The 14,050-nt window shown below is 68.2% G+C and carries 12 protein-coding genes; 7 read left to right on the plus strand and 5 right to left on the minus strand.

What is annotated here, in order from left to right; all coding sequences use genetic code 11:
- Nucleotides 1-94: 94 nt before the first annotated feature.
- The 4 genes from DIS04_RS11865 to doeA form a co-directional block, all read right to left on the minus strand.
- Nucleotides 95-964: a carbon-nitrogen hydrolase family protein gene (locus DIS04_RS11865; RefSeq protein WP_179951261.1), complete on the minus strand. Its 870-nt coding sequence runs from the start codon at nt 962-964 to the stop codon at nt 95-97.
- Nucleotides 965-1,158: 194 nt separating this feature from the next.
- Nucleotides 1,159-1,638 carry an Lrp/AsnC family transcriptional regulator gene (locus DIS04_RS11870; protein ID WP_111413989.1) on the minus strand — a complete coding sequence of 160 codons (480 nt, stop codon included), beginning with the start codon at nt 1,636-1,638 and terminating at the stop codon, nt 1,159-1,161.
- A gap of 45 nt (nt 1,639-1,683) precedes the next feature.
- Nucleotides 1,684-2,697, minus strand: a complete 1,014-nt coding sequence (gene doeB / locus DIS04_RS11875; protein ID WP_111413990.1) for a N(2)-acetyl-L-2,4-diaminobutanoate deacetylase DoeB — start codon at nt 2,695-2,697, stop codon at nt 1,684-1,686.
- 14 nt (nt 2,698-2,711) lie between these two features.
- Nucleotides 2,712-3,911: an ectoine hydrolase DoeA gene (doeA, locus tag DIS04_RS11880; protein WP_111413991.1), complete on the minus strand. Its 1,200-nt coding sequence runs from the start codon at nt 3,909-3,911 to the stop codon at nt 2,712-2,714.
- A gap of 214 nt (nt 3,912-4,125) precedes the next feature.
- On the opposite strand from doeA, the gene ehuR reads away from it, so the two are divergent.
- Together ehuR and DIS04_RS11890 are read left to right on the plus strand one after the other, a co-directional pair.
- Entirely contained in the window at nt 4,126-5,532 is a 1,407-nt protein-coding gene (gene ehuR / locus DIS04_RS11885; protein WP_111413992.1) for a MocR-like ectoine utilization transcription factor EhuR, read from the plus strand.
- Nucleotides 5,533-5,547: 15 nt separating this feature from the next.
- On the plus strand, nt 5,548-6,483 hold the full coding sequence (locus DIS04_RS11890; RefSeq protein WP_111413993.1) for a 2-hydroxyacid dehydrogenase: 936 nt from the start codon (nt 5,548-5,550) through the stop codon (nt 6,481-6,483).
- Between the two features lie 79 nt (nt 6,484-6,562).
- Here DIS04_RS11890 and DIS04_RS11895 read toward each other — a convergent pair whose 3' ends face one another.
- Entirely contained in the window at nt 6,563-8,557 is a 1,995-nt protein-coding gene (locus DIS04_RS11895; RefSeq protein ID WP_245904552.1) for a methyl-accepting chemotaxis protein, read from the minus strand.
- Between the two features lie 335 nt (nt 8,558-8,892).
- Here DIS04_RS11895 and DIS04_RS11900 point away from each other — a divergent pair, with 335 nt between their 5' ends.
- The 5 genes from DIS04_RS11900 (at nt 8,893) to DIS04_RS11920 (ending at nt 14,046) form a co-directional block, all read left to right on the plus strand.
- Nucleotides 8,893-9,456 carry a nicotinamidase gene (locus DIS04_RS11900; RefSeq protein ID WP_111413994.1) on the plus strand — a complete coding sequence of 188 codons (564 nt, stop codon included), beginning with the start codon at nt 8,893-8,895 and terminating at the stop codon, nt 9,454-9,456.
- Nucleotides 9,453-10,805: a nicotinate phosphoribosyltransferase gene (locus DIS04_RS11905; RefSeq protein WP_111413995.1), complete on the plus strand. Its 1,353-nt coding sequence runs from the start codon at nt 9,453-9,455 to the stop codon at nt 10,803-10,805. Before DIS04_RS11900 ends, DIS04_RS11905 begins: the two co-directional genes overlap by 4 nt.
- A 95-nt stretch (nt 10,806-10,900) precedes the next feature.
- Nucleotides 10,901-11,590 (plus strand): DUF2790 domain-containing protein, encoded by a 690-nt coding sequence (locus tag DIS04_RS11910; protein ID WP_111413996.1) that lies wholly within the window; start codon nt 10,901-10,903, stop codon nt 11,588-11,590.
- Nucleotides 11,591-11,687: 97 nt separating this feature from the next.
- A complete protein-coding gene (locus DIS04_RS11915; RefSeq protein WP_111413997.1) occupies nt 11,688-12,614 on the plus strand; it encodes a LysO family transporter in 927 nt (308 codons plus the stop codon).
- 166 nt (nt 12,615-12,780) lie between these two features.
- The gene (locus DIS04_RS11920) at nt 12,781-14,046 is read left to right on the plus strand and encodes an ABC transporter substrate-binding protein (protein WP_111413998.1); all 1,266 of its coding nucleotides are present in this window, start codon (nt 12,781-12,783) and stop codon (nt 14,044-14,046) included.
- Nucleotides 14,047-14,050: the final 4 nt, after the last annotated feature.

A 14,050-nucleotide genomic window follows, 5' to 3' on the forward strand; every position in this document is an offset into this window, starting at 1 on the left:
GTCTCGGGCGGGCCGTCGCCGGGAGGGAGCCCCGGGTCCGGAAGCAGCGTTGCCACAGGCGAATCAGGAACTCCCGCATGACGACCTCCTCGGGTCAGTACTCCTCGATGTCGGTACGCTGGGGCTTGGCCAGCGGCCCCAGGCTGGCGAGAAACGGCGAGGGCCCCTGCTCGAAGCGATAGATGGAGAAATCCACCTGGCGATCGCGGAAGCTCTTGAGCGGCTGCCCCAGGCCGCGCAGGCCGGTCTCGCGCTCGCGCCTAACGCGGTTGAAATCCACTTCGACGGGCATGATCTCCTCGCCGGAACCGGCCTGGTGGATCACGTCGCCCGAGGGCCCCACGACGATGGAACGACCGTTGCCGATGGCCCCGGCGCCGTTGATGTCGAAGAAGTAGCACTGGTTGACCGCGGCGTTGGTCCGGGCGATGGAGAGCTCGATGTCGCGGTCGATGGTGTCGGTCATGGTCGGGTGGAGGATCACCTCGGCGCCCATCGCGGCGAGGGTCCGGGTGGTCTCGGGGAACCACATGTCGTAGCAGATCGACACGCCGAAGCGGCCGACGTTGGGCACATCGAAGAGCACGAACTCGCTGCCGCTCTCCACCCCCGCCTCGTAGGGGCGGAAGGGGAACATCTTGCGATAGCGCGCCACCACCTGCCCGCGCGGGTCGATCACCGACAGGGTGTTGTAGATACCGTGCTCGGTGCGCTCGAACATCGAGCCGGGAATCAGCCAGATACGATACTGCTCGGCGAGCTGGCAGAAGAATTGCTCGACGTGACTCGGCAGCGGGTGGGCATGGTGCGTCGAGGCGCCCAGCGGCATCAGCTCGCTGAACAGGACCATCTGCACCTGGGGGAAGCGGCTCATCAGCACATCGACCCGGTGGCGCATGGCCTCGGTGTTGTCGCCGTGATGCGGGGCCTGCATCTGCACCCCGGCGATGGTGAAGTAGGACATGGGCATCTCTCTGCGTCAGGCGATCTCGTCTCAGGGGCTATCCATCTCCTCCGGCACCGCTGCGCCATGCCGGAGGGATCGCCCGGCCGGGTGAGCTCCTGCTCACCTCGCCTTTAGCTTATGCCATGGATGCCGCCCGGGCATCAACGTTGAGTTCTCGTTGGTCGCCGTGAAGGACACGCCTTGGGCGGGTGTCAGGTAGAGAGGAGATCACCCCGCCCCAGGCCGGGTGCGGGGCGCTTGACCGTCTTGGTCACGATATAGGTGAAGTAGCGCTCGATGCCGGCGTCGGAGGTGAGCCACTCGTCGATCAGGCGCTGGTAGGCGTCCACGGAGTCGGCCTCGATCTTGAGCAGGTAGTCGACGCCGCCGCCCACTGCCACGCACTCGGTGACCTCGGGGGTCTCGTGGATCAGCGCCTCGAAGCAGGCGAAGCTTTCGGCGTTGTGCTGCTTGAGCTCGATCTGGACCCACACCGGGGTACGCTTGACCAGCGCCTGAGGGTTGATGCGGGCGCCGTAGCCCTCGATGATGCCGGCCTTCTCCAGCCGCCGTACCCGCTCCCAGCAGGGGCTGACCGAGAGGTTGATCGCCTCGGCCAGCTTCGACTTGGTGATGCGCCCGTCGCGGGACAGGATCTCGAGTATCTTCAGGTCATAGCGATCAAGCTTCATCGTTCTCTCTTCTTGTCGTCGAACGGGCGCAGCCGGAACCCGCCCTCAGCCCAGCGAATCCACCACCTCTGCGATCACCGCGATGGTGTCGCCCATGTTGACCAGCGCCGGGAAGCGGCGCGCGGCCAGGATGCCGTCGCGGCCCGCGCGATACTCCACCGGTGTGCTGCCGGTTCGCGTCATGTCGTAGATCCGGGCGATGACCTGCCCCTTCTCGACCCTGTCGCCCAGTGCCAGCGTCAACTCGAGCAGGCCGGTGTGCTCGCTCTGCACGTAGCAGCTGGCATCGGGCATGTCGAGATAGACCTGAGGCTCGGCGGGCATCTGCACCTCGCCCTCGACCAGGCCGAAATGGATCAGGAAGTTGCGCACGCCGCGCTCGGTGATGGCCAGGCTCTGCGGCGTCGAGGTGCCGCCGCCACCCAGCTCGGTGGCGACGAAGACCTTGCCCTGGCTCTCCACCGCGGTATCGAACAGCGCCGCGGCGTCGAGTTCGAACATCATCATGGCGTAGGGCGCGCCGAACGCCTTGGCGCCTTCCAGCGCCTGGCGCTGCTGCTCGGGGTCGTCGAGCACGTGGGAGGCGCCGAAGGGGATGATGTCCAGCGTGCGCCCGCCGGAGTGCAGGTCGAGCACCACGTCGCACTTCGGCACCAGCACGCGGGTGAAGTAGTCGGCGATCTTCTCGGTCACCGTGCCGTCGGGATCGCCGGGGAAGCTGCGGTTGAGGTTGCCTCCGTCCATCGGCGAGGTTCGCTTGCCGGCCATGGCGGCGGGCAGGTTCATCATCGGCACGATGATCACGCGCCCGCGCACCTCCTCGACACGCAGCTCCCCGGCGAGCTTCATCAGCGCGGTGATGCCCTCGTACTCGTCGCCGTGGTTGCCGCCGGTCAGCAGCGCCGTGGGGCCGTCGCCGTTCCTGACCACGGTGACCGGGATCATCACCGCCCCCCAGGCGGACTCGTCGGTGGAGATCGGCAGCTTGAGGAAACCGTGCTGGACGCCGTCGGCGTCGAAGTCCACGGTGGCGCTGATCGGGCTGGGTCGCTTGCTCATCTTGGCTCCTCTCCTCATTTCACGAACAGCTGGCGCGGGAAGCTGGCCAGCGATTCGCAGCCGGTGTCGGTGATCAATATGCTCTCGGTGATCTCGAGCCCCCACTCGTCCTGCCACATGCCCGGCATGAAGTGGAAGGTCATGCCGGGCTCGAGGATGGTCTCGTCCGAGGGGCGCAGGCTCATGGTCCGCTCGCCCCAGTCGGGAGGATAGCTGATGCCGATGGGGTAGCCGCAGCGCGCGCCGCCGCGGTCGAAGCCGTACTTGTCCATCGCCGCGCCCAGCGCCATGGCGATGTCGGCGGTGCGATTGCCCGGCTTGGCCACCGCCAGCCCGTTCTCGATGCCCTCGAGCAGTGCCGACTCGGCGCGCACGAATTCGCTGGGCGGGCGGCCGAGGAACACGGTGCGCGACATCGGCGCGTGGTAGCGCTTGTAGACCCCGGCGATCTCGAAGAAGGTGCCCTCGCCCTCGCGGAACGGGGTGTCGTCCCAGGTCAGGTGCGGAGCCGCCGCATCCTTGCCGGTGGGCAGCATGGGCACGATGGCGGGATAGTCGCCGCCGTGAACCTTGCCGTGCCCGTCGACCCAGCCCTCGATCCCGACGCGATAGATCTCGGAGACCAGCTTGCTCTTGGGCAGCCCCGGCTCGATCACCTCGAGGATTCGCGAATGCATGCCCTCGACGATCTTGCCGGCGATGCGCATGTAGGCGATCTCCTGCGGCGACTTGATCGCCCGGCACCAGTTGACCAGCGAGTTGGCGTCCATGAAGCGCGCATGGGGCAGCTCGCGCAGCAGGCTCTGGTAGGCCTTGGCCGAAAAGTAGTAGTTGTCCATTTCCAGCCCCACCACCCCTTCGTGCCAGCCGCGATCGGGCATGATCGACTGGGCCAGGTAGTCCATGGGGTGCATGTCCGGGTTCTGCACGTAGTAGTCGGGGTAGTAGGTGATGTTGTCGGGGTCGATCCAGCAGGTCCGCAGTGCCCCGTTGGCGTCCATGCGCCGCCCGTACCAGACCGGTTCGCCTTCCAGGCCCACCAGCACGCACTGGTGGACGTAGAAGGACCAGCCGTCATAGCCGGTCAGCCAGGCCATGTTGGAGGGATCGCTGATCACCAGCACGTCGATCCCGCGGAAGGCCATCTCGGCCCGCACCTTCCACAGCCGGTTGGCGTATTCTTCACGAGTGAAGGACAGGGATACCTGAGTCATTGGGGCCACTCGCCATCGCATCACCAAGAGCCAGCCGCCTCAGCAGGGAGAGGGCCGGGCCAAAGGGGTAGTCGGTCAAACAGCGGTCGGGAAAGGGGACCGCCTATAAATTGTCATGATCAATGAAGGCCAAAAGCATGACAATTACAAGCCAATACCGCTAAGCTGATAGTAGCACCCCCCCTTGGCTGGCGGTCAAAGGCTTTATTGCATCATGACAATTGATCTGACCCCGTACCTGACGGATACGGGCCCCAAGTATCTCGCCATCGCTCGCGCGCTCTCGGAAGCGGTGCGTCAGGGCGAGCTGGCGCCCGGCACACGGCTGCCGCCCCACCGGCAACTCGCCGAGAGCCTGGGCGTCAGCGTGCAGACCGTGTCGCGGGCCTACGCCCAGGCCGAGAAGATGGGGCTGGTGCAGGCGCGGGTCGGCAGCGGCACCTGGATCAACGCGCTGGACGATGCCCGCGAGTCGGCCTACTTGCGCGGCCACGAGGCGCGCCAGGAAAACCCGCTCATCGACCTGTCGATCGCCCATCCGGTGTGTACCCCAAGCCATCACCTGCGCTTTCGCCAGGCCCTGGCCGAGCTGGCCGAGCTGGCCAGCCCCGAGGTGATCACCGCCTGCCGGCCCATCGCCGGGCTTGCCCATCAACGCGAGCGCGCCAGCACCTGGCTGCAGTCCCGCCTGCACGTGCCCGGCGAGATGGACGACCGGATCCTCTGCAACGGCGCCGCCCACGGCCTGATGCTGGCGATCTCCAGCGTGGTCCAGCACGGCGACCTGGTACTGACCGAGGCGCTGACCGACCACGGCCTGATCGCCCTGTCGCGCACCCTGGGCTTCCAGCTGCGCGGTATCGCCATCGACCACGAGGGGATCGTGCCCGAGGCCCTCGACCTGGCCTGCCAGCGCTTCAAGCCGCGCGCACTCTACCTTACGCCGACCCAGCTCAACCCCACCGGGGCGACGATGAGCGAGGCGCGTCGCGACGCCGTGGCGGAGGTGCTGGCACGGCATCGGGTGTGGCTGATCGAGGACGACGTGCACGCGCTGCTGGAGGCACCGGGCCTCACGCCGGTGGCGGCGCGCATCCCGCAACTGAGCTTTCATGTCACCAGCCTGACCAAGGTGACCGTGCCGGGCCTGCGCGCCGGCTATCTGACCGTGCCCCGCGGCCAGCTGCACCACGTGCTGCCACGCATGCGCGCCACCACCTGGATGGCCACCTCGCTGGTGTTCGAGATCGCCGACCGCTGGCTGGCCGACGGCACCGTCGAGACGATGGCCGCCGAGCAGCGTAGCCTGCTCGACGAACGCCAGCGCCTTGCCCAGCGGCTGCTGGGCCATCACGCCCTGGAGTCGCGCCCCACCAGCCTGCACGTCTGGATCACGCTGCCCGACGCCTGGCGCGCCGAGGAGCTGCAGCAACAGGCCGAGCAGGAGGGCCTGGCCATCACCACCGCGGTGCCGTTCATGGTGGAGCAGACCCCGCCGCCGCGGCGCATTCGGGTAAGCCTCGGGGCCGAACAGGACATCGCCCGCCTCGAGGAGGGGCTCAAGCGCCTGGGACTTTTGCTCGACGAGGCACCGCCACCCATGATGCAGATCGTCTACTGAGAAAAGGGAGCCGTTATGCGCATACTGCTGCACATCGACGATATCGAGGCCTGGCGCGACGCCCTCGCCGAACGCCTGCCCGAGGCCGAGATCGTTACCGCCGACGACCCCGCCGAGCGGCGCCGCGACGCCGACTACCTGGCGGTGTGGAAACCACCGGAGGCGCTGCTCGCCGAGCAGAGCCGCGCCCGCGGCATCGTCAACCTGGGGGCCGGCGTCGATGCCCTGCTGAACAACCCCGCCCGCCCCGCGGGGGTACCCATCGTCAAGCTGCGCGATGCCGGCATGGCCGAGCTGATCGGCGACTACGTGCGCTACGGGGTGCTGCACTTCCAGCGCGACTTCGATCGCTATCGCCGTCAGCAGGCGCGCCGTGAATGGCGCGAGCACAGCCTGAGCGACAAGCGCGACTGGCCGGTAGGCGTGCTGGGCCTCGGCGCCATCGGCGCCAAGGTGGCCGCGATGGTCGCCGCCGACGGCTACCCGGTGCACGGCTGGAGCCGCTCGCCCAAGGCGCTGGAGGGCGTTACCTGCCACCATGGCAAGGCCGGTCTCAACGAGCTGCTCGGCCGGGTGCGCACCCTGGTGCTGCTGCTGCCGGGCACGAGATCGACCCGCCACCTCATCGACGCCGAGGCGCTGGCCGCGCTGCCCGAGGGGGCCAGCCTGATCAACCCCGGCCGCGGCAGCCTGATCGACGAAGCGGCGCTGCTCGAGGCGCTGGGCGAGGGTGAGCGCGAAGGCCGCCTGCGTGGCGCCCTGCTCGACGCCTTCGCCGAGGAGCCGCTGCCCGAGGGCAGCCCGCTGTGGCCGCATCCGCGCGTCTGGGTGACCCCGCACATGGCCGGTCCCACGCCGCTGCTCGATGCCGTCGATCAGGTGGTCGAGGCGATCCGCGCCTTCGAGGCCGGCGAATCGATCGAGACTGTCGATCCCGACGCCGGCTACTGAGCGGGCGGTCGAATCGCGCGGAACTGGCAGCGGCGGGCCCATGGGCCCGCCGCCGGGTGAAGTGAGGCTCGCGACGATCTCATGCCGGCTGCGGCAGTCGCTTGGCCTCGCGGTGGTCGAGCGCCATGACCTGCGCCACGTCGACCCGCGGGCGCTCCCGCACGTCGCTGACACGGAAACGCCCGATCAGCCGGGCCATCTCGCCGGCCTGGTCATCCAGCGAGCGACTGGCGGTCGCCACCTGCTCGACCAGTGCCGCGTTCTGCTGGGTGGTCGCCTCCAGCTGGGCCACGGCCTGGTTGATCTGCTCGATGCCCGCCGACTGCTCGCCGCTGGCCGACGAGATCTCCGCCACCAGGTCGGCGACCTGGCGCACCCCTAGTGAAATCGCCGTCAGCGCCTCGAAGGTCTGGCCCACCAGCCCGTTGCCTGCCTCCACGCGCAGGGTGGCATTGCCGATCAGCTGGCGAATGCGCTCGGCCTCCTCGGCGCTGCGGCTGGCCAGCTGACGCACCTCGCCGGCGACCACGGCAAAGCCGCGGCCGTGCTCGCCGGCGCGCGCCGCCTCCACCGAGGCGTTGAGCGCCAGCAGGTTGGTCTGGAAGGCGATGCCGTCGATGGCCTCGACGATGGCGGTGACCTGACGGTTGGCCTCGAAGATCTGCTGCATGGCCTGGCGCGCCTCCTCGGCGACCCGGCTGGCCTGCTCCGCCTGCGCCACGGCCTGCTCGCTCATGGCGCTGGCCTGGCGCGCGTTGTCGGCCGACTGGCGCACGGTGGAGGTCATCTGCTCCATGCTGGTGGCGGTTTCCACTAGCGAGGCGGACTGCTCCTCGGTACGGCTGGCCAGGTCCTCGTTGCCCTGGGCGATCTCACCGCTGGCCGAGCCGACGCCGCGGGCACCCTGCTGGATCGAGGCCACCAGCGCCTCCATGCTGGCGGTGGAGGCATTGAAGGCGCGGTAGAGCTGGGAAAGCTCGTCGCTGCCGGGCTCGGCCAGGCGGTGGGTCAGGTCGCCGCCGCGTGCCTCGATCTGGGTCAGGGCGAGCCGCAGCGGCGCCACCATGCTGCGCACCAGGACGATGGAGAGCAGTACCGCCATCACGATGGCCAGCGCCGCCAGCCCGGCGAAGGTCACGAGCCCCAGGCGCGCATCCGCCGCCAGCGCGGCGGCGCGCTCCTGCACGTGGCCGGCGAGGGCGAGCTCGACCTCGCGCAGCCGCTCGAGCTTGCCGGTCTGGGCCTCGAACCAGCGCTCGGGGCGGATGCCATAGCCGCCGTCGATGCCCTGACGCATGGCGATCTGGCGCATCATGTAGAGGTTGCCGTTCGCCTCGTGCTCCGTGGTCGCGGCGCGGTAGCGTGACGCGATGTCGGCATTCGCGAGTACCGTGAAGCTCTCCTCGTAGGCCGCCTCCTCGCCCAGCAGGCGCAGGAAGCGGTAGTAGACATCCGGCGACATGCGGTTGGCGGCGAAGGCGCTGGCCAGCAGCGCTCGCTCGATGCCGGCACTCTCCTTGATCTCGAGCAGGGCGTAGTAGGCGCCCAGGCTGCGGGTCAGCTCCCCGGCGCTGACGAGGGCGTTCAGCCTGCCGACCACCTCGGCCAGCCGCGAATTGATCTCGGTGTAGTATTCGAGCGCCTCCAGGTTCTCGATGGCCAGCGCGTCGACCTCGCGACGCATGTCGGCGAGCTCGACCAGCAGTTCCTCGACCTCCTGCTGGCGCTGACCGATGCCGGCGTCGCCGCTGGCGTCGAGCCCCTCGCGCACGTCGCGGTAGACGACCAGCTGCTCGTCGACCCGCTCGCGCTGGGCGTCGAGGCGATTGCCGAAACTCTCGCCCCGGCTGCCGAGGAAGCCGACCGAGAGGCCGCGTTCGACCTGCAGCTCGTGCATCAGGCCGCCCAGCTCTGCCGCCAGTCCGGCAAAGCGGTCGACCTGCTGCATGTCGGCGGCCAGGCGCTGGCGCTCGATGACGCCGCTACCCGCCAGCCAGACAATGATGACAAGCGGAAATGCCAGCGCCAGCATGAATTTGCGTGACACCGGAATGCGATGGAGAAGATTTTTCATGTTCGTTGATCCTGCCGAGCTCGGTTATATCGAAGGGTCGGGACATGGCTGGCGTGGCGGTGCCGTTGTAGTTGTGATATCCGTCGGCCGGGAAGCGAATGCGCCATATCAGCGTTCGCATGCCCGCTCTTTCGGCCGCCTGAGCCGCGGCTTGAGCTCGCCCCTTCCTCCTTTTCCCCTGCTTTGACCGAGGTCATGCTTTCGTCGTCGGGACGCATCCGTTCGCTCAGCGTCCGTTGCCGTCGCCGGGGAAATCTGTTTTCGGGCCCTTCAACAAGCTGCATGCAAGGCATACGCTGGTAAATGAGACACACCGACCTCGCTGGAGGTGCGTAATGGCCCTGATGCACTATGGACCGGGCGTCGCGCTGCTGGTCGTGGACATGCAGAACGATTTTTGCGAGGGCGGGGCGCTACCCGTGAGGGGTGGCAGTGCCCTGGTGCCGGGGATCAACGCCGAGATCGAGGCGGCACAGCGCGCCGGCGCGATGGTCGTGGCCTCGCGCGACTGGCATCCCGTCGACCATGTGAGCTTCGCGCATCGCGGCGGCCAATGGCCGGTGCACTGCGTGCAGGACACCCCAGGTGCGGCCTTTCATCCACAGCTGGCTCTGCCCGACGATGCCATACGCGTCAGCAAGGCCACCGCCTTCGATGTCGACGCCTATTCCGCCTTCGATGGCACCGGCCTGGCTGGCTACCTGCAGGAGCGCGGCATCACGCAGGTCGTGGTCTGCGGCCTGGCCATGGACGTATGCGTCAAGGCCACGGCGCTCGAGGCTCGGCACGAAGGCTTCGACGTGATTCTGCTCGACACTCTCACCCAGCCCGTCGCCCCCGAGGGGCGCGGCCATTGCCAACATGAACTTCAGGAATCAGGCGTCGAGGTCCGCCAATGAGCGAGTCGCCCCCCCTCTGTGTCGAAGATTGCGAGCTGGCCCTGCTGACCGACCTGTATCAGTTGACCATGCTGCAAGCCTACTGGAAGGAGCAGATGACCGGGCGGGCCACCTTCAGCCTGTTCTTTCGCAAGATGCCAGCGACACGACGCTTCATGCTCGCCTGCGGCCAACAGCATGCCGCGGCGCAGATTTGCCGGATTCGCTTCACGCCGGCCATGCTTCAGCGCCTGGCCGCGACCGCACGCTTCGATCATGCCTTCCTCGACTGGCTGGCCGAGTGGCGCTTCAGCGGCGATATCTGGACGCTTCCCGAAGGCACGCCGGTGTTCCCCAACGAGCCGCTGCTGGAGGTCGACGCGCCGATCGCTGAAGCGCAACTGGTGGAGAGCCTGCTCATGAACCTGGTGCAGCTCGAGACGGTGCTGGCCTCCAAGGCGGTGCGCATCGTGATGGCGGCCCGCGGTCGTCCGGTGGTCGACTTCGGCATGCGCCGCATGCACGGGATCGACGCCGCCGTGCGCGGCGTGCGCGCCTACCGTACGGCGGGTCTGGCCGGCACCAGCAATGTGCTGGGCGGCCTGCGACACGACCTGCCCCTGAGCGGCACCATGGCGCACAGCTACGTGCTGGCGCACGACAGCGAGACCGAGGCATTTCGGGCCTTTGCCCATCACTACCCCGGCACCACCTTGTTGGTGGATACCCACGATACCCTCGATGGCGTGCGCCAGGTCATCGAACTGCTGCGCAATGAGCCGCAGCTACGCGTCGATGCGATACGGCTCGACTCCGGCGATCTCGGCGAGCTCGCTCGCCGCTCCCGGGCGCTACTCGACGAAGCGGGGCACGGGCGAATCAGGATCATTGCCAGCAGCGGCCTCGACGAGCACCGGATTGCCGCCCTGATCGAAGAGAAAGCCCCCATCGACGCCTTCGGCGTCGGTACCCAGATGAGCGTTTCGGCCGATGCCCCGGTCATCGATCTCTCCTACAAGCTGGTGGAATATGCCGGCACACCGCGGGTCAAGCACTCCACGGGCAAGGTCAATCTGCCCGGGCGCAAGCAGCTGTTCCGGCGCCAGGACGAGCATGGCCGCTATAGCGGCGACGTGCTCGCCCAACGCGACGAGAATCTCCCCGACGCCGAGCCCCTGCTGGTGCCCCTGGTGCGTGACGGCAGGGTCGACGAAGGGCACCTGGCCGACGCTGGGCGCGCCCGCGAACGCGTGCCTAGCGTGCTGGCTCGCCTGCCTGACCGACTGCGCTGCCTCGAGCCCCGCCAGGATGGCCTGGACGACTTCCCGGTAGCGCTGAGCCGGGCCTTGCGTCGCCTGGCCGCGACCTGAGCGGCGCAACCGAGGAACAAGCGTGCACTGAGGAACCCCCCGGGCCTGCCGGGGCTCACAGTTACTGTCGCCCCTCAGCCAAGCGGTGCCCCGACATGCCCCTCTTCCCGCGCGCCCTCCTTCGCCTGCCGCTCATTGCCACGCTGCTGGCCTGGGCGACCGCCACGGCCATGGCTGCCCTGCCGGAACCCGAGGCGCTCATGCAGCCCTTCAGCGCCAGCTATCGCCTGGAGGTGAAGGGCTGGCCCAATGCCACCATCGAGCACCGCCTGACCCGCGAGAGCGGTCATTGGCAGAGCCGCATGGAGGCCGCCATCGCCGTGGCCCGCGGCAGCGAACGCAGTCGTTTCATCGTCACCCCGGAGGGCGTGCGCTCGGTGAACTACGCCAGCGGCTATTCGCTGCTGGGCGTGGGTGGCAACTACCGGCTGGGTGGCAGTGAACTGGCCAACCTGCCCGACCGCCAGGCGGCACTGGTCGAGCTGTCGCGACGCGCGCGGAACGACGACTGCAAGGCGACGCCCTGCCGCCTGGTCTACCTGGATCATCGCGGCCGCGAGGAGACCCTCGACTACCGACCGCTGGGGACGGAAGCGCTGCGGCTTCCCGCCGGCGAGTTCGAGGCGCTCAAGGTCGAGGTGAACGACCCCGAGACGCCCGAGCGCAAGATGCTGTTCCACTTCCATCCGCACTACCCCGGGCTGCTGCTGGCGATGGATTACCGACACGACGGCGAGCGTCGCAGCCGCCTCACGCTCACCTCGCTGTCGACCGAGGCACGCTGAGTACCGCCTGGAGGGCGGTTCCCCGGCGCGGCGTGCCAAAGGCTGGTACAGTTGGCGATTTTCGCCGCCCTGTGCGGCCTCGGTGAAGGGAATCGCGATGCTCTCGGGGCTTCTGATCGTGCTGCTGCCGCTGGTGCTGGGCTACCTGGTACCGGTTCGCCACACCGGCGTCATGTCGGCCGTCAACCGCGGCGTCAACGCCTCGGTCTACGTCATCCTGCTGCTGATGGGCATCGGCCTGGCGGGTCTCGACAATCTCGGCCGCGAGCTGACGCTCATGGGCGGTCAGGCCCTCTGGCTGTTCATGGTGGTCGGCACCTGCAACCTGCTCGCGCTGTGGTGGCTGTCACGCCGCCTCGGGCTGCGCCTGGCAGCCTCCCCGGTGGTGGCCAATGCCCCCACCACCAAGCTGGCGGCGCTGCTCGGCTCGCTGGCGCTGGTGGCCGTGGTCGCCGGCGGGATAATGCTGGGGCTGGCACTGGCCTGGCTGGCGGGCGACATCGTCTTCCGGCATGCCGAGCTGTGGGCCGAATGGGTGCTCTACCTGCTGCTGGCGCTGATCGGCTGCCAGCTGCGCAACTCGGGCATGCCACTGAGGCAGATCCTGCTCAACCGCCACGGCCTGGCGATTGCCACGACCCTGGCGTTCAGCTCCCTGGCCGGCGGTCTGCTCGCCGCGCCCCTGCTCTCGCTGCGCTGGAACGAGGGGCTGGCCCTGGCTTCCGGCTTCGGCTGGTATTCGCTCTCGGCGATCCTGGTCGGCGACCGGCTCGGCCCGCTGCTCGGCGGCGTGGCCTTCTTCAACGATCTCGCCCGTGAGCTGCTGGCCTTCATCCTGATTCCCTTGACCATCCGCCGCCATGCCCCGCTCGCCATCGGCTATGGCGGCGCCACCTCGATGGACTTCACGCTGCCGGTGATCCAGCAGCACGGCGGCGTGGCCTGCGTGCCGATCGCGGTGGTCAGCGGCTTCCTGCTCTCGCTGCTGTCGCCGCCGCTGATCCTGCTGTTTCTCTCCTGGTAGGGCCGGGGCGGGCCTGGGCTATGCTTCAGGGGGGAAGCATCGCCCCCTTAGCCGAAAGTCTAGGTTGAACTCGTCGAACAGAAGCGGCTAACTGAGCGCCGTAGGAACTTAATCGTTTAAGTTCGTTCAGCAGCCAGCGATAACAACAAGCCGACAAGGATTCCCAATGCTCAAGAAGACGTTGTTCCCGACCCTCGTCGTGGCGAGCGCCGCCAGCCTCGGCCAGGCCCAGGCGGCCGACCTGACCATCTCCTGCGGCGCGGTGGGCGCCGAACTCCAGCTCTGCCAGCAGGGCGTGGAGGCGTGGGAGGAGAAGACCGGCCACAGCGTCGACGTGGTCTCGACGCCCAACTCCTCCACCGAACGCCTGTCGCTCTACCAGCAGATTCTCTCCGCCAACTCCACCGACATCGACATCATGCAGATCGACGTGGTGTGGCCGGGCCTGCTCGCCAACCATCTGCTCGACCTGCGCGAGGTGCTGGGCGAAGACGCCGGAGAGGGCCACTTCTCGGCCATTATCGAGAACAACACCATCGACGACCGCCTGGTGGCCATGCCCTGGTTCACCGATGCCGGGGTGCTCTATTATCGCGCCGACCTGCTCGAGGAGTATGGCCACGAACCGCCCGAGACCTGGGAGGAGCTTACCGAGATCGCCCGCGAGATCCAGGACGCCGAGCGTGAGGCGGGCAACGAGCGCATGCACGGCCTGGTGTTCCAGGGGCGCGCCTACGAGGGGCTGACCTGCAACGCCCTGGAGTGGGTGGCCAGCCACGGCGGCGGTACGCTGGTCGACGGCGATGGCGAGATCACCATCGACAACCCGCAGGCGGCCGCGGCCCTCGATCTGGCCGCCTCCTGGGTCGGCGAGATCGCCCCCGAAGGCGTGCTCAACTACACCGAAGAGGAAGCTCGCGGCGTGTTCCAGGGCGGCAACGCGGTGTTCATGCGCAACTGGCCCTACGCCTGGGCACTGGCCCAGAGCGAGGACAGCGACGTGCGCGGCAAGGTCGGCGTGACCCAGTTGCCCCACAGCGGCGAAGGCAGCAGCGCCGCCACTCTGGGCGGCTGGAACCTGGCGGTGTCGCGCTACAGCGAGAACGCCGAGCTTGCCGCCGAGCTGGTGGCGTTCCTCGCCGGCGAGGAGGAGCAGAAGCGCCGCGCCATCGAGGGCGCCTACAACCCGACCCTCGAATCGCTGTATCAGGACGACGAGGTACTCGAGGCCGTACCCTTCTTCGGCGAGCTCTACGACACCTTCGTCAACGCCGTGGCGCGGCCGTCGGCCCCCACCGGCGACGCCTACGGCCGCGTCAGCAACGCCTTCTTCAGCGCCGTCCACGACGTGCTCTCCGGCAACCGCAGCGGCGAGCAGGCGGTCAGCGACCTCGACCGCGAACTGGCTCGCCTGAAGCGCCGCAACTGGTAACCCC

This window comes from Billgrantia lactosivorans, from assembly GCF_003254665.1.
Lineage (GTDB): Bacteria > Pseudomonadota > Gammaproteobacteria > Pseudomonadales > Halomonadaceae > Halomonas > Halomonas lactosivorans.